Raw genomic sequence first — 23,583 nt, 5'->3', positions numbered from 1 at the left:
TCTGGTTGGCTAAACCTTGGATAAACCGGAATCCCACCGGCTTGACTACACACCCTTAGCTGGGCGCACAACTGGAAGTTAGCGATTTCTTTTTCCGGTATTCTCTGTCCCACGGATTTCCTCATGATAGAAATAATCTACGATCACCGGATGTCCCTGCGGGACTCTGCCATAAGGCATTTCATTATCCACAAAGGCACAATCATACTTCTTAGCCATTTTCTCAGCTTTTACTTCAAGTGCTTCAAAGTAGTTGCGGTTATGCTTGTTATAGATCTCGTCGTAAAGTGGTACAAGATCAGGATATTTTCCGGCGATATAATTCATAATTGTCTTTTTGAAACCGCCTCGAAGATTGAGATTTTCGAGCCAGAACAGATCGCACTGATCCTTTACCCGCTCAAAGATTGCTTCAAAATCCGTGATACCGGGAAATACCGGGGATACGAAACAGACTGTACGGATACCTGCCTCATATACCTGCTTCATAGCAGCGATACGGTGCTCAATGCTCGAAGCAGAGTCCATATCGTTCTTAAAATTTTCATCTAGTGTGTTGATTGACCATGAAACGGTTACACGTCCAAGCTTCTTCAGTAAATCAATATCTCGTACCACAAGATCCGACTTTGTGCAGATCAGAATATCTGCGTCACTGCCGATCAGCTGCTCCAAAAGTTTTCTGGTATTCCCGAATTGCTCCTCCTGTGGATTGTAGCCATCTGTCACAGAACCGATGACCACCCGCTGTCCGGCATATTTCTTCGGATTTTTAATTTCCGTCCAATGCTTCACATCAAGGAAAGTGCCCCATTCCTCCTTGTGCCCGGTAAAGCGCTTCATAAAAGAAGCATAGCAATACTTGCAGGCATGTGTACAGCCCACATAGGGATTGACCGAGTAACCGCCTACCGGCAGACTAGACTTAGTCATGATGTTCTTTGTTTCCACCTCACGAATGAGGATTCCATTTATTACTTCTTCCATGATTTCTGTACCTCTAACACTTTATTAAATTCTTCCGGCATTTCCTGAATCATATTTTCATCCCCTATGATAGGGACAAGGTCTTCCTTCATAAACACCGGAATGCCGAGCTTATGTGCCTGGTCCGCCAGAGACCATGCCCATTCCGGCTCCGTATGAATCTTCCTGCTCTGAGCTCCGGTCATGGTGCCCACAACGATCCAATTGATTCCGGAAAGGTCAACTGTGCCGAGATCGTCGAATAACGGCTCAAAGGTAACATGGTAATGTTTTGCTCTGACGTTTTTCCGAAGGGCGTCGATACGCCACAGTTCTGCTTTCCTCGTCACCATAACGCCAAACCATGCGTTTTCCAAATCGGTATCAAAATCCAGCAAATCAGGTCGCTTGGTAAGGAACAGGAACTGATGCTGTGGATTTTCACGGATCTTTGCAAATACCTCGTCTCTCCATTCCGGCTTCCATCCGGAGAGATCGCTCATCCCGGTAAGAAGAAAGTTCTGCGGACGTTTCTTTTCCATCATCTTGAGCTTACCCGGAAAGAATTCAGGGTCAGCGAAGTCATCAATCATATGCCAGCGTTTCACGTTGTTGCGGGCATAGCAATATGTACACCCCACTGTGCAGCCAATGACGATATTCATGTTCTGAATCTGATCTTTGATACAAATACTCATGACTTCTGCCACTCCTCAAGATTCTTTCTGATGCGGTCGAGACATTTCTCAAACCGGGTAATTTCTTCCTCTGAAAAACCTTTGTAGTAAATACTGCCCATCTCATCAGATACAGAATCGTACTCGCCCTTTAAGGCATGTGCTTTCTCAGTCAGAAACAGGAGTGTTTTCCTTTTGTCCGTTTCAGACTGAACACGGCTTATCAGCCCTTGATTTTCCATTCTTTCCAGCATCGTAGTAAGAGATGTTATCGCTAATCCGCATTTAGTCGAGAGTGACCTGATTGAGATACCATCCTCCTGCCACAGCACATAAAGAATACGTCCCTGGGCTCCATTAAACGCATCAATATTCTTTTCACTGAGAATCTTCTCAAAAATCCGGTCTCCAAGCTGTTTTATTTTTGTGACAAGAAATCCTCCATTCATTCCCATACAAAAGCTCCTATATAGTAGTTTATTAAAAACATACTATATAGGAGCTTTATTGTCAAGAGTTTATATGTCTTAATAGGTAAATTCCATTTTTTCAATTCTCCAAACTGGAATTTGACTTGCGGATTTTGATGATAATATAGTAAGAACAGAAGTATTTTATTTGCCAGAACGTCAATAACAAATATGGGAAAGAGATGGTACTACATGGGAATAATTAAATATTTTAGAAAAAAGTACTGGGAAGCAGCCATTTTCAGAGGTGGGCGACGTATACCATTTACCTGTGATGGATTAACAGCTGTTCCTGATAGCGCCTATGCATTGTTTACTGAAAAAGAGTTAGAAAAAATTTACGAAGAAAGAGATATTTTTCATGAGCGGCTAATGCATATGATTGATTCTTTTTAATCACATGTACATCAGAGTTTTATATATTACTTATGATATTGTGCCGGCTTTGTCGCTTTGTATCAGCCGAATGAATACAAGAAAAGGAGCTGTCGGGAAATAGACAGCTCCTTCAAAGAAAATCTGCAGGATACCTTTCTTCTTTCCTTCTGTAAGTTCATTCCACCCACACTTTTCTCTGGATCTTTTCACCTGTTCACTTGTAAGCCCAGATTTCTTGCCATTCACCCTTTCAAGAACCTCTTCTACCGTCTGCTGATAAATTTCCTTCATCACTTCCGCCTCATCGTTTCTAAGTATTTACTACCTGAATTTCTTATGCAATGAAAGACCTCTTTGAAAAAAATATAAAAAAAAGACCTTCATTGCATAATAAAAAATGCAATAAAAGTCTCACCATTTCCTTATGATACCGGATGCTTCCACCGTACTGACAACATCACAAACGCAATTTGTTAAGCGCAGGTTACTCCCCTTTATTGGATAAAATCATATACCCAAAGTAACATGATTGTCAAGATACTTTATCATTACTTTTTCATTTTATGTTATACTTTTTACATCGTTAACACTATTAAAATAAATTCTCCGGAGGTGAATCAAATGGATCATACGAATAATTCCTGTTGTTGTGGTGAAGCGGAACATTTTTCCGGATGTCTGATTTGTGGTGCTCCTATTACGTATCGTGCTGAAAGCTCTATTCAGACGTGTAGTATCTGCCATAAAGAGCAATTAACCAATGCGGTCTGTGAAAATAGTCACTTTATCTGTGATGCCTGTCACAGCTATGGCACATATGCTCCGGTAATCGCAGCGCTCAGAGACAGTACCGAAAAAGATGCTTTGCTTCTTCTGGAAAAAATTATGGATCTTCCATCTGTACATATGCATGGACCAGAGCATCATGCAATTGTTCCGTGCGTTCTTCTGACAGCGTTTCGCAATAATGGAGAACATATGGATTACGATGCTGCACTATCTGAAATCTGTAAAAGAGCGAAGCAGGTTCCGGGCGGTACCTGTGGTTACTGGGGTGTCTGTGGAGCTGCTGCCGGAGCCGGTATTTTCATGTCCGTTATGACTGGATCCAGTCCACTTCACAAAGATGCATGGCCGTTTCCTCAAAAACTTGTTTCCATTATTTTATCCAGCCTGGCAGATGTTGGTGGACCTCGCTGCTGCAAACGTACCAGCAGAATTGCCATTGAAGAAGCCGTTCATTTTTACAGTCAGTTTTGTTCTGTAAACATTCCGTTGTCTTCTATAACGTGTAAATACTGCGAAGATAATCGCGAATGTATCCAGGAAGATTGTCCATACTATCCCGAATAACAGGCAAGGCAGTGATTCCATGATACCACGAAATCACTGCCTTGTAACTCGTTTGCCAGGATACAGCGCCCCATCTTCCCACTTTGCTTTTTTGCAGTTCCATGAACGAATATCCTTCTCTTCCAAAACACTCCTGATTCGTTCTTCTCCATTGTCCGATGTAAAAAGCGCTGTAATTTCCTTTTTTCCATCTACAATTTTCACACAATAATCTACCAGTTCCGGAATCTCAAACAGTAATTCATCCATCTCTCTGATACTTCCCAATGGATCCATCCGCTTTACAAAGTCCAGGCGTTTTATTTCACTTCCACAGAGGCATCTTCCTGGAATGATCCTTGACCAGTCACCGGTTCGATATCGAATCAACGGCTGTGCTTCCATTCCAATGGTTGTAATCACCAGTTCTCCCCATTTACCGTCCGGCAGCACATTTCCGTTCTCATCTATAATCTCTGTAATACAATGGTTTTCCCGCATATGCATGCCCTCATGCGCCATGCAGCAAATGGCACCTCCAAGCCCCATCTCTCTGGAACCATAGTGCGGCCAAAGTCGTGTTTGCAGAATTTCTTCGATTGCTTTCATGACAGTTTTCGGACAGGCATCTCCAGATACCAGTGCTCTTTTTATACTGCCTTTTCCGCACATTCGAAGCATGGAAAGCAATGCCGTCGGCATTCCCACATACGTATCCGGCTGCTCCTCTTCCAGAATCCTGTTCAGTTCGCCATAAGTTCTTCCTGTCCCGGTTGAAAGAGGTTTTGCTCCCAGACGTCTGATTGCCTCCGCGATCAGTTCTCCTAATCCAAAAGGACCTGAAAATGGCATAGCCACCATCGTTATACTTCCAGGATAAATAAATTCACCCAGACCTGCCATAAAAAGTTCTATGGTGTGTTCACAGTCTCCCTCTGTATAGAATACACGTTTACCGGCACCGGTAGTTCCGCTTGTCTGTTCTGATATCACTTTCTGGACTTCCCCCTGGGAGCAAAGCAGCATCCTGCCTCCATCTCGTGCCAGATCTGTTTCTGTCGTAAAAGGAAGGCTTCTCAAATCTATCAGGCTTTCCAGTCTTTCCGGCAAATCTCGGTAAAAACCCTCTCGTTCTTTCTCTCTCTTCAGTACAATATTTAATTTCTCCAGCTGTATTCTGTGTATTTCATCTCTTGTAATCTCTGTAATACCTTCCTGCTTACAGATCATTGCATCTATATTCGATCGTTTCACTTTCTGTATAAATATATTCCTTTCGAATTCGTCAGATTATATGCACAAAACGGCACCATTCCATAATCAGAATCCACCTCGCAGATATAACATCTTTTCAGACGTTCAAGATCCAGATTCCATGCATCCTGAAAAATCATCCCTGATACTGCAAAAGTTTCATTATGAACCCGGATCAGGAATTCATCCAGCGCATCTGTCTGTGTCATTTCTCCATCATCAAATTTTTTTGTGCTATAGCTCCACTGATTTTCCACATACTGTCTGGAATTATCGCTGGTAGTACAACAACATCCTCTGCCTGATTTCTTTTCCAAAAGTTTCAGTTCCCTCTCACCTTTTTTCAGATAACTTGCATGAAAAGAACAGTATGGATTCTCTGCTCCACCACCGGCGAAATCCTTGCTTTTCATAAGCCCGTCAGTCTGTTCCTCGATCAGCTTCAACATCTTTGGTATGGTAATCGGAGCTTGTGGACGCTGCTGAGAACATCTGCCAAAATAGCTGATCGGCTGGAAATGTACTCCTCTTACAAATGGCATATGATCCATCGCAAACTTCAGAATATCTCCAACCTGCATGTCATTTACTCCTGGCGCAATGACAGGTACCAGGGCAATTCCCAGTTCCGCTTCCGAACAGTTTAACACAGCCTTTTCTTTCAGTTCTATCATAGAGCGTCCTCGCAATGTCTGATACACATCATCTGTGACACCGTCAAACTGAAGAAATACTGTATTCAGTCCTGCTTTTTTTAGTTTTCTGGCATATCCTGCTTCCTGCGCAAGACGGATTCCATTGGTATTCAATTGAAAAAATGTAAACCCTTTTTCTCTACCCATATGTATGATCTCCGGAAGATCCTCCCGCATGGTTGGTTCTCCACCTGAGAGCTGAATATTGAATGGTCCTCCATGATCCATCAGAAAATCATATTGCTTTTCTATTTCATCAATTGAAAGATCACCGTTTTCCAGACATTCTCCTGCCGAAGCAAAGCAGACCGGGCAGTGTATATTGCAGCGCTTTGTCACTTCCAGTATCATACAACAGCCTTTTCGTTCGTGCTCCTCACAGAGTCCACAATTATCCGGGCAGGATTTCTCTTTGATTTTGGGATTTACCGGAGTCTCCGCAGACAGGTTTTCTCTTCCCCAGGAAAGATACTCTGCTGCCGTTCCTTCCCAGATCAGTATCTGAAACTTTCCGTGGATATCACATTCTTTCACCAGATAAATGCCATCTTCACCGATACATTTTTTTGCCGTAAGTACTTTCATACATATCGGGCATACACTTTTTGTTTTACCCAGCGTAATCATAGTTCCAATATTCCCCGTTCTGTCAGTATTTCTATCACTTTTGTATAAGTATCTGCAATCAGCGCAGGACATTGCTCCATGATCACTCCCCAATCCAGATTGGAAGTGATGTCCTTACAATAAAAAGCACCAAACTCTTCTTCGGTCTTCTTATGGAACCACTGATATAATTCCTGCACAGCCGGTTTCATCTGTATATCTTCTTTCTCCTGCGGAGCCAGATTGCCAAGGAACAAACCTATCGCACAGGCTCCTCCTGTCAGGCAGCCACAGGTATCTCCACAATAACCGATCCCGCCGCCAAGACCTCCCAAAGCCTTTACAAGCTGTGGATTTTCCTCACCTATGGCTTCCAGTGTCATAATCATAACCATTTGTGAGCAATGATAACCCATACTGCTAAGTTCTATGATTCTTTCATAAAGATCCATGTGCTACTCCTTTCTGCCAACCAACATGGTATAGCGCAGCTTCTTTCCTTTATACTCTTTCTGCAGAAGCTTATACTCGTCGCAGCAGAACGAATCATTCCAGATTGCTTCCAGATAATATTCCCGCCAAAGTAACGTCTGATCCTCCTGCCGGAGAATGGTAAATCCTGTCTGTTCTGCCATTTTCAAAAGATTTCCGGTATCAAGATCTGACAATAAAAGAAAACCTCCCTTTTTCAAAACGCGCCAACATTCAGATAGTGCATTTTTCTGATCTCTGCTGACAAAAAATGCACACTGACTGATGCAAAGATCTATACTGTCTGATGAATACTGCAAATGCAGAAAATCGCCAATTTCCACATCACTGCCCCGTGGGAAAAGATCCACGCCATGTGCTTCCAGCCCAAATGATTTCAGGATTCGAACCGTGTCTCCTTCTCCTGCTCCAAGATCCAGTGCTTTCATTTCTTTTTTCCATTCTATGTTCTCCAGAAGATGAAGCGTCTGCGCTTCCCCTCCCGGATGCCTGTTCATCTATTTATCCTCCAGTGCACGCTCCACCGCGAGCACTTTTCCAAGTGCGAGTTCTTCCGGAACATACACAAACCCACACTTTGGACAGACAGGCATTTCCACAGGAAACCCATTTTCCAGATACATAAATTTTGCTTTTCCTTTTACAAGAGGAACCTTACATTTCATGCAGGTCAGCTTTCCTTCCGGATCAATCGTATAATATGTTCTTTCTACTGCCATTACTGTCCCACCCTTTTCATAATATTCATTCGATGACTGTATGCTCTGTGTACCAGATATCCGTCTTCTGTTTCCACAAACCGCACCCAGAATGTGACATTTCCCAGTCTGCTTCTTGTCACCAGTTCTTTTGTTTCTTCATCCAGGATTGCTTCCTGATTTTCTCTGTAATCTGATAACACACGTTCCACATCACTTTTCAGTATCATGCGCTCATCCATCATATGGATTGCCTCTTCTGTATAGGCAACAGTATAGTCTTTTTTCTCCATGATCGGTTCCTCATTCCAGATGTTTTTTAAAAGTGTCTGTTTCAATATGAGCCTGTTGTAGCGTTTCTCACTGATATCAGGCATGTTGCTGGCATTTGCACCATACAGAAGTTCCATGATATGTCTGGATTCTCTTCCCTCTCTGGCAAATCGGTCTCTGCATGCCATGCAGTATGTAATATATGGTGCATCGGAACGTTCCAGACACTTTTCTGTCATTTTCGCTGCCATATCTTTATTGGCATATGCCGTCAGACCTCCATATCCACAACATGGAGACAAATCTCTGGAATATTCTGTATCTTCAACGATACATCCCATATCCGACAAAAGTTGTCGTATCGTATCTTGTGTCTGTGCATCCCCTCTGGCACCACAGGCATCATGTATGGCAACCGGTATCTCCAGTCCTTTCGCCTGCTGTGGAAGTCCGATTTCTCTCAAAATTTCCCAGATTCCTATAACATGTGCTCCAATACTTTCTTTTAGCTGCTTCATGCAGCTTGGACAGCCTGCAATGATGATCGGATCACCAAGCCTGGCCAGTTCCTGTTTCAGCTGCTCATTTACTTTTTCTGTCATTTCATAGCGACCCGCCCATTCGCTGATTGCACCACAGCATCCCAGCATCAGAGCAACGCCTCCAGCTACCCGATTACTTAAATCTTCGTATGCCTGCATAACCACATCCGGCGCTATCGCACCTGCCTGACAGCCTGGGAAAAATACATATCTGCAAGTTTCATATCCCGGCTGGAGTCTGCTCAAAAAAGCCTCTGAATTTGAAAATAACATGTCCATCAGTGCAAATTCATGTGGCGCCAGCGGCATCTTATCTGTAGATACCATATTTTCTCTTGCTGACTTGCACACCTGACTCATATCAAATCCATTCGGACAGATCACCGTACACTGTCCACAGAGAGCACAGGCATTCATCGGTTTGTTCATCGGATGATCTCCCATGATAATCTGCGTATTATTATAAATCTCACGGGCTAATAAACCCGGATGTTTTTGATATTCACTTAAATACACACAGCCTTTCATGCATTCGTCACAATGACACTGAATACATCGTTTTGCTTCTTCTACAGCTTCTTCTTTTGAATACCCATCCTGACCACAGAAAATCTTATTCGATCCATGGATTCCTTCCATGTTCGTATAAAGCTTGGTAGTCACTGCTCCTTCACTGCCTCTGTTGCTGTGCGGCGATAAATTCTGTACCAGAAGATCCACTGTCAAAGCTGCCCGCTTTGCGGCAAAAGCCGCATCCATCACAGATTCCGCAGGTCCGCTGACAATCTTTGCCTGTTCTCTTAACATAATCTCGACATCTGCTGCTTCTTCCGGAGCTAACATTTTTGCCACTTCTTCTGATGCGCATACCACATCTGCCAGTTCCATTTTTTCTCTGATAAACGAAAGATTCAAACTGCATCCAAATTCAAAAGAAAGATCCATAGATTTCAGACGTTTCGCTTCATTGCTGCGGTCTGGTTCCAAAAGATGTCCGGCTGCCGCTGCAATATAGCTTTCATAATCTTCTTCCTTACAATAAATTGTCGTAGGATACATTTTCTTTTCCAGTTCCCCTGCAAGAAACAGTGGAAATAATCCAGAACCAAAGATTGCTGCCCTTTTCTTCTTTCTCATGCGGAATACACTGCTTCGTCTTCCCGGTTCTCCATACCGGACAATCGCACGTTCTACTTCTCGTATGGAGACACCATCACCAAGTTCACAAAGCTTGCAATTATCTTCGCAAGGTGCCGTACATCCATCACAGAGAATCATTGGAAATGGTGTAATTTTCTCATAAATTGCCAACGCTTTCTTAAAATTTCCTTTTGCAGCATAATACAGCATCTCTTTTGTATCCATTTTGAAAGGACAGGCTGCAACACAGTAGGCCGGCTGTTCATGGACGCAGAGACTGATCATATGATCCATCTCTTCTTTTGACATTCGATTTACATGATAAACGTGAGTAGAACCCCTCTCCTGTATGTATGTCATAACCTGATACTCCTTTCGTCTGTAAAGGGGAGGCAGTTTCCCGTCTCCCCTGATTATATCGCAGTTGGCAGCTTTTACTCCAACCACATTATGAATTAAGCTTATTTCTCAAGTTCTTTTAATGCTGCAAGAACCCTTTCCGGACGGGCAGGGATACGTGTAATACGTGCACCTGTCGCATTAAAGATTGCATTCAGGATTGCAGGATGTGGAGCATCCAGTGGAGCCTCACCACAACCAGCCGCACCGTAAGGACCACTTGGACGATATGTTTCATTGAAGTGAAGTTCAATATCATCCGGAGCATCCTTTGGATATGGAATACCACAATTCTTCAAAGTGGTGTCATGGTTCAAATCTTCAAAATCTTCCGAAAGAGCAAGACCGATACCCTGTACAAGACCACCATAGAAATTACCTTCTACAAGAAGTCTGTTCATGATCGTACCTACGTCAGCTACGCAAGTAAATTTCTCAACGGTAACTTTACCTGTTTCTGTATTAACAGCAACTTCCGGCAGGAAGATAGTATACATATAAGTTGCAAATGGATCGCCCTGTGCGGTATCCTGATCGATCGGATGATCTGCACAGAATGTAGTTACCCAGTTACCTTCATATTTTGTTGCAAGCCCTTCTGCTACCATCTCATCATAAGTACGGAATGTTCCGTCTTCTTTCTTCATTGCTGCTACAAGATTTTCTGCAGCCAGACGACATGCATTACCTGACATAACCTGTGAGCGTGATCCTCCTGCAGGTCCTGCATTCGGACATGTCTTCGTATCATTCATAACCAGTTTAATCTGTTCCGGTCTGATTCCTGCCTGACGCAGTGTTTCATGAGATGATACAAGAACACCCATATCAGCCCCCTGTCCATGATCTTCCCATGCAGCATACATCGTAACGGTTCCATCCGGATTTAATTCTGCAAATGCATTTGATGTATCAACACCATCAAGACCACAACCGTATACTCCAAGAGATACACCGATACCATATTTCATCTTTCCGTCAGAAGCTGCATTCTTTTCGGCAACACGTTTTTTCGCCGCTTCATACAATGGACGTGCTTTCTTAAACAAATCTTCCTCACAATATACCTCCGGTGGATAACCTGTCGGGATGGTAGTGCCCTCTGATTCTTTATAGCAGTTCATTTCACGGATATCAAACGGATCGATTCCCATCTTAGCTGCCAGCACGTCAATTGCAATCTCAGATCCCATATAAGACTGTGGTGAACCATAAGCACGGAATGCGGAGCCCCATGCATGGTTTGTAAATACGGTTGTTGATTTATTACGAATAGAATTAATTCCATAACCTGCGCCTGTAAACTGAGAAAGTCTCATGGTAAGCAGATCGCCAAATTCTGAATATGGACCGTGATCTACATAGTTGTTACCCCAAAGTGCTAAGAGTTTACCATTTTCATCTGCTGCAAGCTTAATATTCATAAATGCAGGAGATCTCTTTCCTGTATAAGTAATGTTCTGGAACTGATTAAATACCAGCGATACCGGACGTTCCAGAATCTTAACAGCTGCACCAATCAGAGCCTCATTTGTCGGTGAGAACTTGTAACCAAATGTTCCGCCTGCATGGTTCTGAACAAGTCTTAAGTTTTCCATTGGTACACCGATACCATCTGCGATCATAGGCATATGAAGATGTATACCGATAGATTTGGAATGCACTGTTATCATACCGTCTTCATCAATATATCCATAACCACAGTCCGGCTCAAGGTGAAGATGAGGCTGGCGTGAACAGTAGGACTCGATCTCAACCTGCTGTGAATCCGGAATGCTGTCCCAGTCAAAGTCCGGTCCCTTGATACAGTTTGTCTCAAAAAATGCGTTTGGAGTACCAGGATGGATCTCTGCTGCATCCGGTGCGATTGCATCCATTGCGTTCATATATGCAGGAAGTTCTTCGATCTCCACCTTAACTGCATCTGCTGCTGCACGTGCATGCTCTTCTGTGTCGGCAGCTACGATCGCAATCGCATCACCAAACTGAAAGATCTTTTCGTCGCAGAGTACAGGACGCTCAAATCCGTCTGTCTTATTGTGTTTCGGAAGCATTACAAGACCATTGATCTTGTTGGTTCCGCCTGCTGCCTTAATGTCCTTCGCTGTAATAACACGAACAACTCCCGGCATACTCTCTGCTTCTGTTGTATCGATACTGAGAATATTTGCGTGAGAAACCTTGGCCTGTGTAAGTGCAAGACGAAGAGTTCCCTCCGGCATCTTTAATGCATCATCTGCACCGAAATCCCAGGTACCTGTTACCTTCTGTGCTGCTGATGGACGGATATAGTTTGTACCGACGATAGAATCACCTGTCTGCTTGAATACGAGGTCTTCTTTAGTCATCTCGCCACGCATAACTGCTGCTGCCGCCATGGTCGCATCGATAAGCGGCTTGTAACCTGTACAACGACAGAGATTACGCTGCTTGTTAAACCAGTCCCTCACTTCTTCACGGGTAGGGCTCGGATTATTATCGAGAAGAATCTTTGCTGAAATAATAAAACCTGGTGAACAGAAACCACACTGTGCACATCCATATGCCATCCATGCAACCTGTATCGGATGCATATCAGAAATTGTTCCCACACCCTCGATTGTTGTGATCTCTGCATTGTCCGGAACACGGCTCATCTTGTAAATACAGGATCTTGTAACTTTTCCGTTCATAATAACATTACATGCTCCGCAATGACCTTCTCCACAACCGATCTTACATCCTGTAAGAAGAAGATGCTCACGAAGTACCTGAGCCAGTGTCTCATCCTTATCAAGAATAAGGATTCGCTCCACACCATTGATCTTCAATGTCTTTTTAATCATGTTTCATTCCTCCTTTAAAAAATACACGTTCCGATGTTACAAATCTTCTGACTTATGTGTTCCACATGGATCATGATCGGCTCCCTTACCCGTCAGATCTTTAAGTCTTTCCATTCCTCTGACAGAATAGAAAACAATGGAAGAACTGCTTCCGTCCAGATTCTCACCGCTGAGTTTTAAAACATTCGCATTCTCATAATAATCAATCGGAAGTGTCCGACTGTATTGCTCTCCTGTACGCTCATCTTTTACCTGTATCGTAACTTCTTTTGCAGTAATTTCAAAAATCTTATCCATGGAAACGTTCTCCTGTTTACATTATTTTGTATAATTTCATGTTATCATAATTTTGTACAGTTTTACAAATTGTAAATAATTATTAGTTGGCTATTTTTTGCTCTTTTTTATATTGTTTTATTACTTTGTCGAAAATTTCACTATTTATTCCCACTTTTTATGCTATAATAATATCAAATTTGTACAATATTATTTTTCGGGAGGTATCTATGATGCAGACAGGTGCTCTCATCGTAGCTGCAGGGAAATCGTCACGAATGGGAGACTTCAAGCCCATGCTTCAGCTTGGATCCATTTCCATCGCGCAGCGTGTGATTAATAACTTCCGGCAGGCCGGAATCTCTAAAATAGTGGTGGTAACCGGATATAATGCGGATGCTCTGGAACGCCACCTTGCTTCCAATCATGTTATTTTTCTTCGAAATGATGACTATGAAACTACTCATATGTTTGATTCTGTCAGGATTGGACTGGAATATTTAAAAGACAAAGTGGATACGGTACTCTTTACACCTGTAGATGTTCCACTATTCACAGCACATACCGTTACACAAATGCTTTCTCTTGGACAGCCTCTTGTCACTCCGGTCTGTAACGGAACTCCAGGTCATCCGATCCTGATTCGTTCCTCATTAATTGAGTCCATTTTAAGCAATGATGGAAACACTGGTCTGAAGGGTGCTGTAGAACATTGTGGAACTCCCATGTATTGTTTAAATGTAGAAGATCCTGGAATCATTCATGATGCGGATACACCAGAGGATTATGCAGAACTTCTTCGTGCACACAATCAAAGTCTGATCCGTTCAGAGATTCAGATTCAGCTGGCACGGGAAAAGGTCTTCTTTGATGAACAGCTTTATTCGCTGCTTACACTGATTCATGAAACAGGATCTGTTCGTGATGCCTGCGAACGCATGCACATTTCCTACTCCACCAGCTGGAATCTGATCCATACATTAGAATCTCAGCTTCATGAACCGCTGATTATTCGAAGTCAGGGCGGTGTAAAGGGCAGTCACAGTGAGCTGACACCATACGGAGAAGAATTTTTGAAGCGATATGCCCGTTTTTCAGAGGAAACACGTACCTGTTCCGAAGCAATATTTGAAAAGTGTTTCAGAGGATTTTTCAATGCGTAATCTTTATCTTATCCGACACGGAAAACCACAATATCCAGATGAACATTCTTACTGTATCGGTCAGACTGATTTTTCTTTATCTATGCTTGGACATCTGCAGTCAGTCCTTCTTCACGGAGAACTGGATGATAAAATAACTGCTGTTTACTGCAGTCCTTTGTCAAGAGCTATGGAAACGGCTGCACATATCACACCTGATCTTCCACATATCACTATCTCAGATTTAACAGAACGAAATCTGGGAGAATGGGATGGTCTTTCATTTGATGAGATACGCAAAAGATGGCCGGACATATATGAAGCACGTGGAATGAATCCTGATTACCCGATTCCAGGAGCAGAAACTCCTTTCGCATCTGGCATGCGTTTTTCGCAGGCAATTTATGAGATTCTTCGTTCTTCTGAGGGTGATATTGCGATTGTTGCTCATACAGATGTAATTTCTTCTTATCTGTATTTGCTTGATTCAAAACAGCATGCCAGACAGTATTTTCGTCTTCCATGTGGTTCCTATTATCATCTGAACACAGACGATAACGATCATGTTATCTTATCTGATTTGACTTACCTGCTGCCTCATCCTGACTTGCATGACGAACTATGCCGGATGCTTCGCGATTCGGTGTCTCTTCCTCATCATGTACAGGCGCACAGTGATGCAGTGACTGAATTGGCTTGCCATTTCTGCGATCTGCTGGAATCTCATGGTTACTTTTTTAATAAAAAACTGATTCGCTCCGGAGCACTCCTTCACGATATTGCCAGACTTCAAAAACATCACACCAAAACAGGTGGTGATCTTTTCTTACAATTAGGCTATACTGAAATCAGTCAGATTATTTCACAACATCATGGTTTACAGAAAACAATTCTGAATGAAGCGGCTATCGTCTTTTTATCAGATAAACTGATTCAGGAAACCGAACGTGTAACCATCGAAAAACGATTTGCGGACAGTCTGTGTAAGTGTAACAGTCCCGAAGCTTTGAAATCTCATGAACGACAGCTTAAACAGGCTCTTGATCTGCAAAATATGATACAGACCATCTGTCACATGACGATATGACTTATAGAAAATTACAGGAGGTGTTTTATATATGAGAACTTTATTTCAGATCATACAACAAGAATTTCAAAAAGAAAACGACCTTGTGCTTGCATCCATCGTTGCTTCCTCAGGATCAACGCCAAGAGGTGCCGGTTCCCGTATGTTGGTTGGAAAAAAAGGCCGAGTTGCCGGAACCATAGGCGGAGGTTCTGTCGAATATCGTGCAGAGCTTATGGCGCTTGATATTCTTGAAAAGAAAGAATCCTGTGAACATGAATTCCGGTTGAATCGCAAAGATGTTGAGAATATCGGTATGATTTGTGGTGGTGATGTTACCGTATTTTTCCAGTATCTGGACCATAATGACCCTATTATTATGGAACTTGCAGTAACTGCTGAAACATTATATAAAGAACGAAAAGATTTCTGGCTGATCTGTGATCTTCATGCTACATCCGGTATGAGTCTTTACAGTGCATCCTATGGATTGACTGGAAATGCTGATGTTCCTTCTTCCATCTTATCTTCCTTATCTGCAAGACCATGCCGTCATCGCAATGAAACCTGTGACCTGTTTACAGAACAAATCGGTACATCCGGAACTGTCTATGTATTTGGAGGCGGGCATGTTTCACAAAAGCTGGTACCAATACTTGCAAGTGTTGACTTTCACTGCATCGTTCTGGATGACCGTCCGGAATTTACAGATCCTGCTCTTTTCCCGGATGCAGCGGAGACAATCCTTTGCGATTTTGATCATCTGGATCAGAGCATTTCTATCACAGATGCTGATTATTGCTGTGTCATGACACGAGGTCATGCCTATGATACGATTGTGCAGGCACAACTTCTTGCCACACCTGCATGCTATATCGGCGTCATTGGAAGTCTCGCCAAAAGAGCTGGTGTATTTCATCGTCTCGTAGAAGAGTATGGAATCGATGAGCGAGAATTAGACCGTATTATCACGCCTGTGGGACTTAATATTAAAGCAGAAACACCTGCTGAAATCGCAATATCTATCACAGGACAAATGATTCAGGTTCGAGCTGAAAGAAAGGCTGCTATGAAATGATGACAAAACATGTCTACAAAACTATTATATTCGGTGCCGGACAGATTGGGCAGATGACTGCCCGACTTCTTGGAAATTCCTATCAGATCATGTGCTTTGCCGATAACGATCCGCGCAAACATGGACAATTTATTGGTAATATCCCAATCTGTTCTCCATCAAAGGCCGCTGCTCTTCTTCCTGATCTGATTATTCTTGGTGTATTAGATGAAGAGCGGCGTGGTTCTATGATGCAGCAGATGGAGCACTTGGGCTATCACGGTTCATTTTGTGATCCTTCTGCACTTCGCATGTTCGATGCACGGGTTGCGGTTATGCGCCTTTTAGCCGAACAGATACATCAACAAAATATCCCTGGAGATGTGGCAGAACTTGGTGTTTTCCAGGGTGATTTTTCTTGCCTGATCAGTACGGCCTTTCCGGATCGAAAAATACATCTTTTTGATACTTTTGAAGGCTTTTCAGAAAAAGATATTGCCGTAGAAACCTCCAGGCATCTGTCTCGCGCTAAAACAGGTGACTTTTCTTCTACAGATGTAGACTCTGTTCTTCGCATCATGCCTGATCCATCACATGTGATCATCCATAAAGGATGGTTTCCGGATACTTTTTCCGATATTACCGATGAAACTTTCTGTTTCGTATCATTAGATGCAGATCTCTATGCTCCAACTGCTGCTGCATTACCTCTGTTTTATGAACGTCTGTCTATCGGCGGAGTTCTCCTGATCCATGACGTATACAGTACCCAGTTTTCCGGATGTAACAAAGCTGTAGGCGAATTCTGCCTGAAACACCACCTGTTTGCAGATCCTGTATGCGATCTGCATGGAAGTGCTATTATCCGAAAAATCATTTAAAACCTAATCGAAAGCCTTTCATAATCCTATACGCCTTCTGTATTATGCTATTTTACGAGATACCCTTCAGTCTTTAAATATGTATCAGAATCGTTAATATTCTGAAAATATCCCTCATTGGATTTCCGTATAACAAACAAAAATTCCTACAGTATTTAAAAATCTATAGTTTAACGGATTCCTTTGTGAAAATATCAGCAATTTCGCATTACGTGCAGACTTTCTTATAGATTTCCGGATCATTGATATTCTGAAAATAGTTTTCCGGTGCACTGGTATGGTATAGGGAATATCCCACTGTATTTAAAAATACGATACACCGATGATCTTCCTGATTCCAGAAAATCTGTGATCTCTTTATAAAGTCTGGCATCATATACCTCTATCAGCGATTCTTCTTTTCCATTATGACACAGCATAGTCACCGGTTGGTCGGCTTTTTCCATTGCGAACTTCAACAGATTTTGAAGTTCTTCCACAGGTACCAGCGGCGTATCTACCCCCAGCACCAGGCATTTTTCTGTCTTTGCCCTTCGAAAACAGCTCTCCAGACCGCCAAGTGGACCCTGACCGGAAATTCGATCCGGCACAATCTCTTCCCCACACTGTGTTCCACGATATCCAGAAATTAAGATCTGTTTTGCTCCCAACTGACATCCTTTTCCGATCTGTATCTCCAAAAATGTCTGTCCATCTAAAAGCAGATCTGACTTCTCCCTTCCCATATGGCTGCTGGCACCACCTGCCAGGACTACCAGCGTAAAATCTGATGGCAATTGCTGTTCTGCCAACTGACCGTTTTCTAATTCAGATATATCAGTCTGCATTTTCCGATTATTTTCTGGCACAGTTCGTTGCCTCCCCGGTCAGGATCTGTAATCCATGTTCCAGCGCTGGAATAATATATTCCAGACTTTCTCTGACTGCTTTCGGGCTTCCCGGCAGATTCACGATCAGTGTTCCTTTTCGAATACCTGCTGCTGCACGACTGAGCATAGCTCTTGGTGTAATCGTCATACTATATGCTCTCATTGCTTCCGGAATCCCCGGCACTTCACGTTCTATAATATCCTTTGTTGCCTCCGGCATACAGTCTCTCGGCGAAAATCCGGTTCCACCCGTAGTTACAATCAGCTCTGCTATTCCCTCATCTGCTATACGAGCCATCTCATCTGCCAGCATCTTTCTGTCATCCGGCAAAAGAATGGTATGCACCACTTCGTAATCGTTCGCTTCCAAAATTTCCTGGATTACCGAACCACTTTTATCTTCTCTCTCTCCTGCATATCCGGAATCACTGGATGTGATAATCGCAGCTTTCATAATTCCTTATCCTCCTATCTGGGACATTAATTTACATTCATCTGTCTCAATCTCTTCCGATGTAAAATGATGACTGACCGGTTTTTCCCATATTACTTTCTGTATTGCCTCTGTCAGTTCATCATCTGTGCATCCTGAACGCATCAAATTCTTCAAATCCGTTCCAGTCTGATATTGCAGACAGGCTTTTAAAAATCCTTCTGCTGTCATACGCACACGATTACACTGGTCGCAAAACTTATGCGTCATCGCACTGATAAATCCTATTTTACCCTGAAATTCTTCTATTTTATAATAATGACACGGTCCATTCCCATATCGTTCTTTTATTGGAGTCATTCTTCCATATGCTTTCTCTAATATTTCGCATATTTCACTTTCTCCCCGAAACTGAAAATCCTTTCCATATCCAATCGGCATCATTTCAATGAAACGAACATGAATCGGATATTGCTTTGCAAGTCTCGCTATCGATACCAGATTTTCCTGCTCTTCCACTACCGGCACACAATTAATCTTCAATCCAATCTGCGGATACTGTAATGCCGCCTGGATTCCCTCCAGCACCCGATCCAGACTTTCTCTCCTGGTTACCTTTGCAAACTCTGCTGCATTTAAAGTATCCAGACTGATATTTATATCATCAAGCCCCGCTTCTGCCAGATCTGCTATCTGTTCTTCGAGCAATACACCATTGGTCGTTAATGTCACTTTTTCGATGCTAGGAAGTTCTTTTAACATTCGAACCAGTGTGGCACAATTCTTTCTAATTAACGGTTCTCCTCCGGTCAGTTTGATCTTACGTATACCTAAACCAGTCATACATCTGCTGATTCTGGTAATCTCATCATAAGTCAGAATTTCTTCATGCGGGATCTGCACAACTCCATTTTCCGGCATACAATAGACGCACCTGAGATTACATCGATCTGTAATGGATATCCGCAGATAGTCAATCTCTCTTCCAAATCTATCCTTCATACTATTCTTTCGGGTTTCGATATAACCCGCTTTTTCCTCCGCTTTTTTCTACCAGATGAATGTCCGTCAGCTCCATGGACTTGTCAATTGCCTTACACATGTCATAAATTGTCAAAAGTGCCACATTCACACCAGTAAGCGCCTCCATCTGCCTCACCTGCTGCCTTCTCTATCACAATTTCATCGCCTTCTGTCAATACGCCACCATGAAGTACTCTGGTAAAGATACCTTCTCTTGGCATAATACAGTCACCCATAATTTTATAAATCTCACATCCACTATGACATTTTTTCCCGATCTGTGTCACTTCTAATAATACCTCTCCGCTGCGAAGTCTGGTGCCAACCGGCAATGCCTTCAGATCGTATCCACTTACAATCAGGTTTTCTCCGAATGCTCCGTCTTCGATCGGTGCTCCCTTTGCCTTGAATTCTTCTATTTTTTCATAAGAAAGAAGACTCACCTGGCGATGCCACTTGCCGGCATGGGCGTCCTTCTCGATTCCAAATTCTTCCATCAGTCTGGCACTATGTACATTCTTTTTCTGTGTACCTTTCTTCTCACTGATATTTACCGCCATAATCTTTCCCATTTTATTTCCTCCTTCATCCCTCAATTCACTCTTTCGAAATAAAGAGATGTCCGTTATACTAGATCTAGTATAACACATAGTAAACATGATAAAAGAATTGTTTTTTCAATTGGAGAAATTATGTATATTAACGAACAATAACAAAATCTGTCTCTGCTAGAGACAAAAACATATCAATATATCGGAAGAAATGGAGAATCCCGTACGGAACAAGAAGAAGTATTGAACGAACATATGATGGATGTCTATATAAATGATCATCTGACTATGAAACTTGTTTGCCTGCCCCAGCATCTGACTGAACTGGTTCTTGGAAGATTGCTGACAGAACAAATCATCACGTCTTCCGAAGATGTAGATCATATCTATATCTGTGAATATGGAAAACGTGCAAAAGTCTATTTAAAAAATTCGGCACGCAACACACAATCCTCATCGGATGCCTTTGTAGAAGTAACTCCTACCTGCTGTACCGGCAATCATATTTTAAATGATTACTTTGTTACATCCAAAGAGCCGCAGTCACTTACACCGATTTTCTGGAAACCAGAATGGATCTTTCATATGGCGGATGCCTTTGCGGATGGTTCTCCTCTCCATGGCATTACCTTTGCCACACATAGCTGCATTCTCGCTCAAAAAGATCACATTCTGTTTTCCTGCGAAGATATCGGACGGCACAATGCTTTGGATAAAGTGATCGGCTACGCTCTGCGGCACAATATTGACCTGCATCAATGTATGGTATATTCCAGCGGCAGAATACCTACTGATATGACTTTAAAGGTCATCCATGCAGGGATTCCAATTCTCTCCAGCAAGGCTTCTCCTACTTCTGAAGCAATTGATCTTGCAAAAAAATATCACCTGACCCTGATCTGTGCAGCCAGAAGGGATCGAATGAAAGTATTTACGAAATAATGTTTGACAACCGCATATTAAACCACCGGAACTGGATATTGAAAGCTTTTTCGCATTTTTCACGAAAGAATCACCGTATCATAGATTACCTCAACCTTGATACGGTGATTCTTTCATTTATTTTAATAACATCACATCTTTTTCATCTATCCCAATCCATATCTTATTTCCAGAAATATGCTTTTGGTACTGCTGCCATTGTTCTTTCGTCACATCTACGCGAATCCTGGCTTCTTCTTTCGTAGATACGATCAAGATATACGAAAACACGTCCTCAATCACTCTTTCCACTTTACATGGAAATACGTTTTTCGTTGTGCCATCTGCTTCCGGTAGTACCGGATGTATAAAGTGACTTCGCACTCCTACACTGCTGGCGTCTTCTTTTCCTGTGGTATCACACTGCAATGTAATTCCCCAGTCCAGAGCCATGACTTCGCCTGCTGCTGTCATAGCCTGCGGGCGATCCTCTATGGCTGCCACTTCCACCAGTTCTGCACCAAATTCTTTCATGCGAACCGCCAGAAGTCCCTGATTACAATCATAAATCTTCCCCGGAATCAATCTTTTTCCGGGTGCCATTACTTCATCTCCGATAGTCAGAACAGCTGCTCTTACCCGACGATAAACCTTCACTTTTATGACTCCCATACTGGCCAGTATACCTGCTTCAATAAATCCGATTTTGTCACCCTTTTTCAAAAGAACCGTTCCATTTTTAAAATTCTCTCCCTGATAACAGTAATTCTGCCACTGTCCGGTCGGACGGAAGATTCTGACAGTCTCTTCTCCATAATCTGTATCCTCCTGACGGACACAGCAGTCACAGCCTTTCGGAATAGCTGCGCCTGTCATAATCCGAACCGCCTGCCCCCTTTTCCACTGTGACTCTGGAATACTGCCCCGCATCAATCTCTTCCAATACCGTCAACTGTACCGGATGACTTTCTGATGCATCCGTTATATCCTCCGCTTTGCAGGCATAACCATCCACAGGTGATCTGTCAAACGGCGGGTTATCAAATCCTGCAATCATATCCTTTGCCAACACTCTTCCACATGCCTGCAAAAGTGGTACAGTTTCCGTTTCCTCTATTACTTTTGTATGTTCCAGCAGTGCTTCCAGTGCCTACTCTACCGTAAGCTTTTCCATGCTTATTCCTCCTGTCCTGCTCTTATACGCCCTTTCCAAAGCTGCAGTTCGGATAATGACATTCTTTGCAGCCAAGACAGAATCCGCCATTTCCCATATGTGCCAGATCTTTTTTTGTCACTTCTATACCTGCGATAATACGTGGCAGAACAAGATCAAATACGGTGGCTTTTGCATACATCACACATCCCGGCAGTCCCATTACCGGTGTGCCATCTTCCAGATAGGATAACAGGAACATCGCTCCCGGAAGTACCGGAGCACCATAAGATACGATTCTCGCTCCTGTATTTTTGATCGCGCCCGGTGTCTTATCATCTGGATCCACGCTCATACCACCGGTACAGACAATCAGATCTGCCCCTTCTTCTTTTAATTTCATAATAGCGGCAGTGATTTTTTCCATATCATCATTGCACAGAATATGTCCGTGAATTTCAGCACCGTAAGATTTCATTTTTTCGATGATTACCGGTGTGAAAGTATCCTTAATTCTTCCATAAAATACTTCATTTCCGGTGGTTACAATTCCTACCTTCCGTTTCTTATAAGGTGCCAGCGATACCAGCGGTTTTTCTCCTGCTGTTTTCTTCACCAAATCCATTTTTTCTTTTGCAATCACCAGCGGAATCACACGGGTTCCTAAAAGACGGTCACCTTTTTTTACCGGGAAATTTGTATGACGGGTGGCAATCATAATCTCATCGATCTCATTAATAGCATCCAGCCTCGGCACATCCACCTGAAATACTCCGTCACAATCTGCAATCAACTCAATTTTTCCTTCTTTTACATCCGTTGGATGCATATTCTCATTGATGCACACATCACACAGAATCTGCGCTGCTTCATTTTCATGCAAAGTATTTTCATCCTTCTCCCACACATAAAGATGGTCTTTTCCCAGAGATAGCAAAACCGGAATATCTTCTTCCTGTACAATATGTCCTTTACGAAAGGCTGTATCTTTTACCACATCCTTCACAATTCTGGTAATATCATGGCACAGTACATGTCCTACCGCGTCCGTTGTTTTAATACACTTCATGACGTTCCCCTTTTACTTTCTGTCTAGAAAAGTTGTAAATTTATATGGAGTAATTGTAACATATTGCCAAGAAAAACACAACTTTCATAAACACGGGAGTTTGACACATTGAAATCCGAAAAAATACCGCAAAGCCTTGAACACGGGATGTAATTATTCTTCTACAGCGAATAAATATGGTTGCTCCTACGGACAAGTTTATGCATAGGTTAGAAAATATAAAGATAAAGGAATCGAAGGATTATATGATCGACGAGGTAAGAACAAAGCGATTTCTCAATTATCAGATATTGAGAAGTTGAAAGCTGAAAACCGACTAGTGAACTACTCGGCAACTGAGTTACCAGAGCATCTGAATTAAGGCGGGATACCGCCTTTTCAGGGTGCGTCCATGA

26 protein-coding genes and 1 pseudogene are annotated in these 23,583 nt (G+C 42.6%); 7 read left to right on the top strand and 20 right to left on the bottom strand.

Features of this window, described 5'->3' with window-relative positions; all coding sequences use genetic code 11:
• Positions 1–78 precede the first annotated feature (78 nt).
• From EAI83_RS15510 to EAI83_RS15500, 3 genes are read right to left on the bottom strand one after another with little or no spacing between them, the layout of a single operon-like run.
• Positions 79–987, bottom strand: coding sequence for a radical SAM mobile pair protein B (locus EAI83_RS15510; RefSeq protein ID WP_021650118.1), 909 nt, complete (start codon positions 985–987; stop codon positions 79–81).
• Complete coding sequence (locus tag EAI83_RS15505) at positions 975–1,664, bottom strand: radical SAM mobile pair protein A (RefSeq protein WP_129976045.1); 690 nt, start codon at positions 1,662–1,664, stop codon at positions 975–977. The genes EAI83_RS15510 and EAI83_RS15505 overlap by 13 nt, the downstream gene beginning before the upstream one ends.
• Positions 1,661–2,098 (bottom strand): radical SAM mobile pair system MarR family transcriptional regulator, encoded by a 438-nt coding sequence (locus EAI83_RS15500; protein ID WP_129976043.1) that lies wholly within the window; start codon positions 2,096–2,098, stop codon positions 1,661–1,663. The genes EAI83_RS15505 and EAI83_RS15500 overlap by 4 nt, the downstream gene beginning before the upstream one ends.
• A gap of 207 nt (positions 2,099–2,305) precedes the next feature.
• On the opposite strand from EAI83_RS15500, the gene EAI83_RS15495 reads away from it, so the two are divergent.
• The gene (locus EAI83_RS15495) at positions 2,306–2,509 is read left to right on the top strand and encodes a hypothetical protein (RefSeq protein WP_044960377.1); all 204 of its coding nucleotides are present in this window, start codon (positions 2,306–2,308) and stop codon (positions 2,507–2,509) included.
• A 30-nt stretch (positions 2,510–2,539) separates the two neighbouring features.
• Here the strand turns inward: EAI83_RS15495 and EAI83_RS15490 are convergent, their stop codons facing one another.
• Positions 2,540–2,782 carry a cation-transporting P-type ATPase gene (locus EAI83_RS15490; protein WP_015526489.1) on the bottom strand — a complete coding sequence of 81 codons (243 nt, stop codon included), beginning with the start codon at positions 2,780–2,782 and terminating at the stop codon, positions 2,540–2,542.
• 330 nt (positions 2,783–3,112) lie between these two features.
• Between EAI83_RS15490 and EAI83_RS15485 the strand changes: the two genes are divergently transcribed.
• Positions 3,113–3,844: a DUF5714 domain-containing protein gene (locus tag EAI83_RS15485; RefSeq protein WP_129976041.1), complete on the top strand. Its 732-nt coding sequence runs from the start codon at positions 3,113–3,115 to the stop codon at positions 3,842–3,844.
• 33 nt (positions 3,845–3,877) lie between these two features.
• Here the strand turns inward: EAI83_RS15485 and EAI83_RS15480 are convergent, their stop codons facing one another.
• The 8 genes from EAI83_RS15480 to EAI83_RS15445 form a co-directional block, all read right to left on the bottom strand.
• The gene (locus tag EAI83_RS15480) at positions 3,878–5,053 is read right to left on the bottom strand and encodes a DVU_1553 family AMP-dependent CoA ligase (protein WP_129976039.1); all 1,176 of its coding nucleotides are present in this window, start codon (positions 5,051–5,053) and stop codon (positions 3,878–3,880) included.
• A 20-nt stretch (positions 5,054–5,073) separates the two neighbouring features.
• Positions 5,074–6,399, bottom strand: a complete 1,326-nt coding sequence (trsS, locus tag EAI83_RS15475) for a radical SAM (seleno)protein TrsS (RefSeq protein ID WP_129976037.1) — start codon at positions 6,397–6,399, stop codon at positions 5,074–5,076.
• Positions 6,396–6,830, bottom strand: coding sequence for a DVU_1555 family C-GCAxxG-C-C protein (locus EAI83_RS15470; protein ID WP_021650124.1), 435 nt, complete (start codon positions 6,828–6,830; stop codon positions 6,396–6,398). The genes trsS and EAI83_RS15470 overlap by 4 nt, the downstream gene beginning before the upstream one ends.
• A gap of 3 nt (positions 6,831–6,833) precedes the next feature.
• The gene (locus tag EAI83_RS15465) at positions 6,834–7,367 is read right to left on the bottom strand and encodes a class I SAM-dependent methyltransferase (RefSeq protein ID WP_129976035.1); all 534 of its coding nucleotides are present in this window, start codon (positions 7,365–7,367) and stop codon (positions 6,834–6,836) included.
• Positions 7,368–7,589, bottom strand: coding sequence for a DVU_1557 family redox protein (locus EAI83_RS15460; RefSeq protein ID WP_005427475.1), 222 nt, complete (start codon positions 7,587–7,589; stop codon positions 7,368–7,370).
• Positions 7,589–9,883 (bottom strand): pyridine nucleotide-disulfide oxidoreductase/dicluster-binding protein, encoded by a 2,295-nt coding sequence (locus tag EAI83_RS15455; RefSeq protein WP_129976033.1) that lies wholly within the window; start codon positions 9,881–9,883, stop codon positions 7,589–7,591. Before EAI83_RS15455 ends, EAI83_RS15460 begins: the two co-directional genes overlap by 1 nt.
• A 101-nt stretch (positions 9,884–9,984) precedes the next feature.
• Entirely contained in the window at positions 9,985–12,747 is a 2,763-nt protein-coding gene (locus tag EAI83_RS15450; RefSeq protein WP_129976031.1) for a molybdopterin-dependent aldehyde oxidoreductase, read from the bottom strand.
• Between the two features lie 36 nt (positions 12,748–12,783).
• A complete protein-coding gene (locus EAI83_RS15445) occupies positions 12,784–13,044 on the bottom strand; it encodes a hypothetical protein (RefSeq protein ID WP_015526497.1) in 261 nt (86 codons plus the stop codon).
• 209 nt (positions 13,045–13,253) lie between these two features.
• Between EAI83_RS15445 and EAI83_RS15440 the strand changes: the two genes are divergently transcribed.
• From EAI83_RS15440 to EAI83_RS15425, 4 genes are read left to right on the top strand one after another with little or no spacing between them, the layout of a single operon-like run.
• Positions 13,254–14,186, top strand: coding sequence for an NTP transferase domain-containing protein (locus EAI83_RS15440; RefSeq protein ID WP_243113529.1), 933 nt, complete (start codon positions 13,254–13,256; stop codon positions 14,184–14,186).
• Positions 14,179–15,252 (top strand): histidine phosphatase family protein, encoded by a 1,074-nt coding sequence (locus EAI83_RS15435; protein ID WP_119248124.1) that lies wholly within the window; start codon positions 14,179–14,181, stop codon positions 15,250–15,252. The genes EAI83_RS15440 and EAI83_RS15435 overlap by 8 nt, the downstream gene beginning before the upstream one ends.
• 31 nt (positions 15,253–15,283) lie before the next feature.
• Positions 15,284–16,309 (top strand): XdhC family protein, encoded by a 1,026-nt coding sequence (locus EAI83_RS15430; protein WP_092071085.1) that lies wholly within the window; start codon positions 15,284–15,286, stop codon positions 16,307–16,309.
• On the top strand, positions 16,306–17,169 hold the full coding sequence (locus EAI83_RS15425; protein WP_129976030.1) for a TylF/MycF/NovP-related O-methyltransferase: 864 nt from the start codon (positions 16,306–16,308) through the stop codon (positions 17,167–17,169). The genes EAI83_RS15430 and EAI83_RS15425 overlap by 4 nt, the downstream gene beginning before the upstream one ends.
• 239 nt (positions 17,170–17,408) lie before the next feature.
• On the opposite strand, the gene mobA is transcribed toward EAI83_RS15425, so the two are convergent.
• From mobA to EAI83_RS15400, 5 genes and pseudogenes are all read right to left on the bottom strand, one after another.
• Positions 17,409–18,017: a molybdenum cofactor guanylyltransferase gene (mobA, locus tag EAI83_RS15420; RefSeq protein WP_129976029.1), complete on the bottom strand. Its 609-nt coding sequence runs from the start codon at positions 18,015–18,017 to the stop codon at positions 17,409–17,411.
• On the bottom strand, positions 18,004–18,492 hold the full coding sequence (locus EAI83_RS15415) for a MogA/MoaB family molybdenum cofactor biosynthesis protein (protein WP_021976150.1): 489 nt from the start codon (positions 18,490–18,492) through the stop codon (positions 18,004–18,006). Before EAI83_RS15415 ends, mobA begins: the two co-directional genes overlap by 14 nt.
• Positions 18,493–18,498: 6 nt before the next feature.
• Positions 18,499–19,473: a GTP 3',8-cyclase MoaA gene (gene moaA, locus EAI83_RS15410; protein ID WP_129976027.1), complete on the bottom strand. Its 975-nt coding sequence runs from the start codon at positions 19,471–19,473 to the stop codon at positions 18,499–18,501.
• Position 19,474: 1 nt separating this feature from the next.
• Positions 19,475–19,624 (bottom strand): annotated as a pseudogene (locus tag EAI83_RS15405) (cyclic pyranopterin monophosphate synthase MoaC); the annotation flags it as partial.
• Positions 19,575–20,066 carry an MOSC domain-containing protein gene (locus EAI83_RS15400; RefSeq protein WP_129976025.1) on the bottom strand — a complete coding sequence of 164 codons (492 nt, stop codon included), beginning with the start codon at positions 20,064–20,066 and terminating at the stop codon, positions 19,575–19,577. The pseudogene EAI83_RS15405 and the gene EAI83_RS15400, both read right to left, overlap by 50 nt.
• Positions 20,067–20,288: 222 nt before the next feature.
• Between EAI83_RS15400 and fdhD the strand changes: the two genes are divergently transcribed.
• Positions 20,289–20,987 (top strand): formate dehydrogenase accessory sulfurtransferase FdhD, encoded by a 699-nt coding sequence (fdhD, locus tag EAI83_RS15395; RefSeq protein ID WP_237972467.1) that lies wholly within the window; start codon positions 20,289–20,291, stop codon positions 20,985–20,987.
• Positions 20,988–21,104: 117 nt separating this feature from the next.
• On the opposite strand, the gene EAI83_RS15390 is transcribed toward fdhD, so the two are convergent.
• Genes EAI83_RS15390 through EAI83_RS15380 form a run of 3 tightly spaced genes read right to left on the bottom strand, consistent with a single transcriptional unit; the run spans position 21,105 to position 23,188 of the window.
• Entirely contained in the window at positions 21,105–21,842 is a 738-nt protein-coding gene (locus EAI83_RS15390) for a molybdopterin-binding protein (RefSeq protein ID WP_015526508.1), read from the bottom strand.
• A complete protein-coding gene (locus tag EAI83_RS17715) occupies positions 21,811–22,104 on the bottom strand; it encodes a hypothetical protein (RefSeq protein WP_287082736.1) in 294 nt (97 codons plus the stop codon). Before EAI83_RS17715 ends, EAI83_RS15390 begins: the two co-directional genes overlap by 32 nt.
• 58 nt (positions 22,105–22,162) lie before the next feature.
• Complete coding sequence (locus EAI83_RS15380) at positions 22,163–23,188, bottom strand: molybdopterin-binding protein (protein ID WP_021650138.1); 1,026 nt, start codon at positions 23,186–23,188, stop codon at positions 22,163–22,165.
• Positions 23,189–23,583: the final 395 nt, after the last annotated feature.

It is taken from the genome of Blautia sp. aa_0143, from assembly GCF_004167315.1.
In the GTDB taxonomy this organism is placed as follows: Bacteria; Bacillota; Clostridia; order Lachnospirales; family Lachnospiraceae; genus Blautia_A; species Blautia_A fusiformis.
Note: the sequence above shows the minus strand (reverse complement) of the source record. Positions and strands in the feature narration are given on the sequence as shown.

Bases quoted from the DNA above. Each gene is read 5' to 3' on its own strand.
- EAI83_RS15510 (WP_021650118.1), bottom strand. From the start codon at position 987: ATGGAAGAAGTAATAAATGGAATCCTCATTCGTGAGGTGGAAACAAAG.
- EAI83_RS15505 (WP_129976045.1), bottom strand. From the start codon at position 1,664: ATGAGTATTTGTATCAAAGATCAGATTCAGAACATGAATATCGTCATT.
- EAI83_RS15500 (WP_129976043.1), bottom strand. From the start codon at position 2,098: ATGGGAATGAATGGAGGATTTCTTGTCACAAAAATAAAACAGCTTGGA.
- EAI83_RS15495 (WP_044960377.1), top strand. From the start codon at position 2,306: ATGGGAATAATTAAATATTTTAGAAAAAAGTACTGGGAAGCAGCCATT.
- EAI83_RS15490 (WP_015526489.1), bottom strand. From the start codon at position 2,782: ATGAAGGAAATTTATCAGCAGACGGTAGAAGAGGTTCTTGAAAGGGTG.
- EAI83_RS15485 (WP_129976041.1), top strand. From the start codon at position 3,113: ATGGATCATACGAATAATTCCTGTTGTTGTGGTGAAGCGGAACATTTT.
- EAI83_RS15480 (WP_129976039.1), bottom strand. From the start codon at position 5,053: ATGATCTGTAAGCAGGAAGGTATTACAGAGATTACAAGAGATGAAATA.
- trsS (WP_129976037.1), bottom strand. From the start codon at position 6,399: ATGATTACGCTGGGTAAAACAAAAAGTGTATGCCCGATATGTATGAAA.
- EAI83_RS15470 (WP_021650124.1), bottom strand. From the start codon at position 6,830: ATGGATCTTTATGAAAGAATCATAGAACTTAGCAGTATGGGTTATCAT.
- EAI83_RS15465 (WP_129976035.1), bottom strand. From the start codon at position 7,367: ATGAACAGGCATCCGGGAGGGGAAGCGCAGACGCTTCATCTTCTGGAG.
- EAI83_RS15460 (WP_005427475.1), bottom strand. From the start codon at position 7,589: ATGGCAGTAGAAAGAACATATTATACGATTGATCCGGAAGGAAAGCTG.
- EAI83_RS15455 (WP_129976033.1), bottom strand. From the start codon at position 9,883: ATGACATACATACAGGAGAGGGGTTCTACTCACGTTTATCATGTAAAT.
- EAI83_RS15450 (WP_129976031.1), bottom strand. From the start codon at position 12,747: ATGATTAAAAAGACATTGAAGATCAATGGTGTGGAGCGAATCCTTATT.
- EAI83_RS15445 (WP_015526497.1), bottom strand. From the start codon at position 13,044: ATGGATAAGATTTTTGAAATTACTGCAAAAGAAGTTACGATACAGGTA.
- EAI83_RS15440 (WP_243113529.1), top strand. From the start codon at position 13,254: ATGATGCAGACAGGTGCTCTCATCGTAGCTGCAGGGAAATCGTCACGA.
- EAI83_RS15435 (WP_119248124.1), top strand. From the start codon at position 14,179: ATGCGTAATCTTTATCTTATCCGACACGGAAAACCACAATATCCAGAT.
- EAI83_RS15430 (WP_092071085.1), top strand. From the start codon at position 15,284: ATGAGAACTTTATTTCAGATCATACAACAAGAATTTCAAAAAGAAAAC.
- EAI83_RS15425 (WP_129976030.1), top strand. From the start codon at position 16,306: ATGATGACAAAACATGTCTACAAAACTATTATATTCGGTGCCGGACAG.
- EAI83_RS15415 (WP_021976150.1), bottom strand. From the start codon at position 18,492: ATGAAAGCTGCGATTATCACATCCAGTGATTCCGGATATGCAGGAGAG.
- moaA (WP_129976027.1), bottom strand. From the start codon at position 19,473: ATGAAGGATAGATTTGGAAGAGAGATTGACTATCTGCGGATATCCATT.
- EAI83_RS15400 (WP_129976025.1), bottom strand. From the start codon at position 20,066: ATGGGAAAGATTATGGCGGTAAATATCAGTGAGAAGAAAGGTACACAG.
- EAI83_RS15390 (WP_015526508.1), bottom strand. From the start codon at position 21,842: ATGACAGGCGCAGCTATTCCGAAAGGCTGTGACTGCTGTGTCCGTCAG.
- EAI83_RS15380 (WP_021650138.1), bottom strand. From the start codon at position 23,188: ATGAAGTGTATTAAAACAACGGACGCGGTAGGACATGTACTGTGCCAT.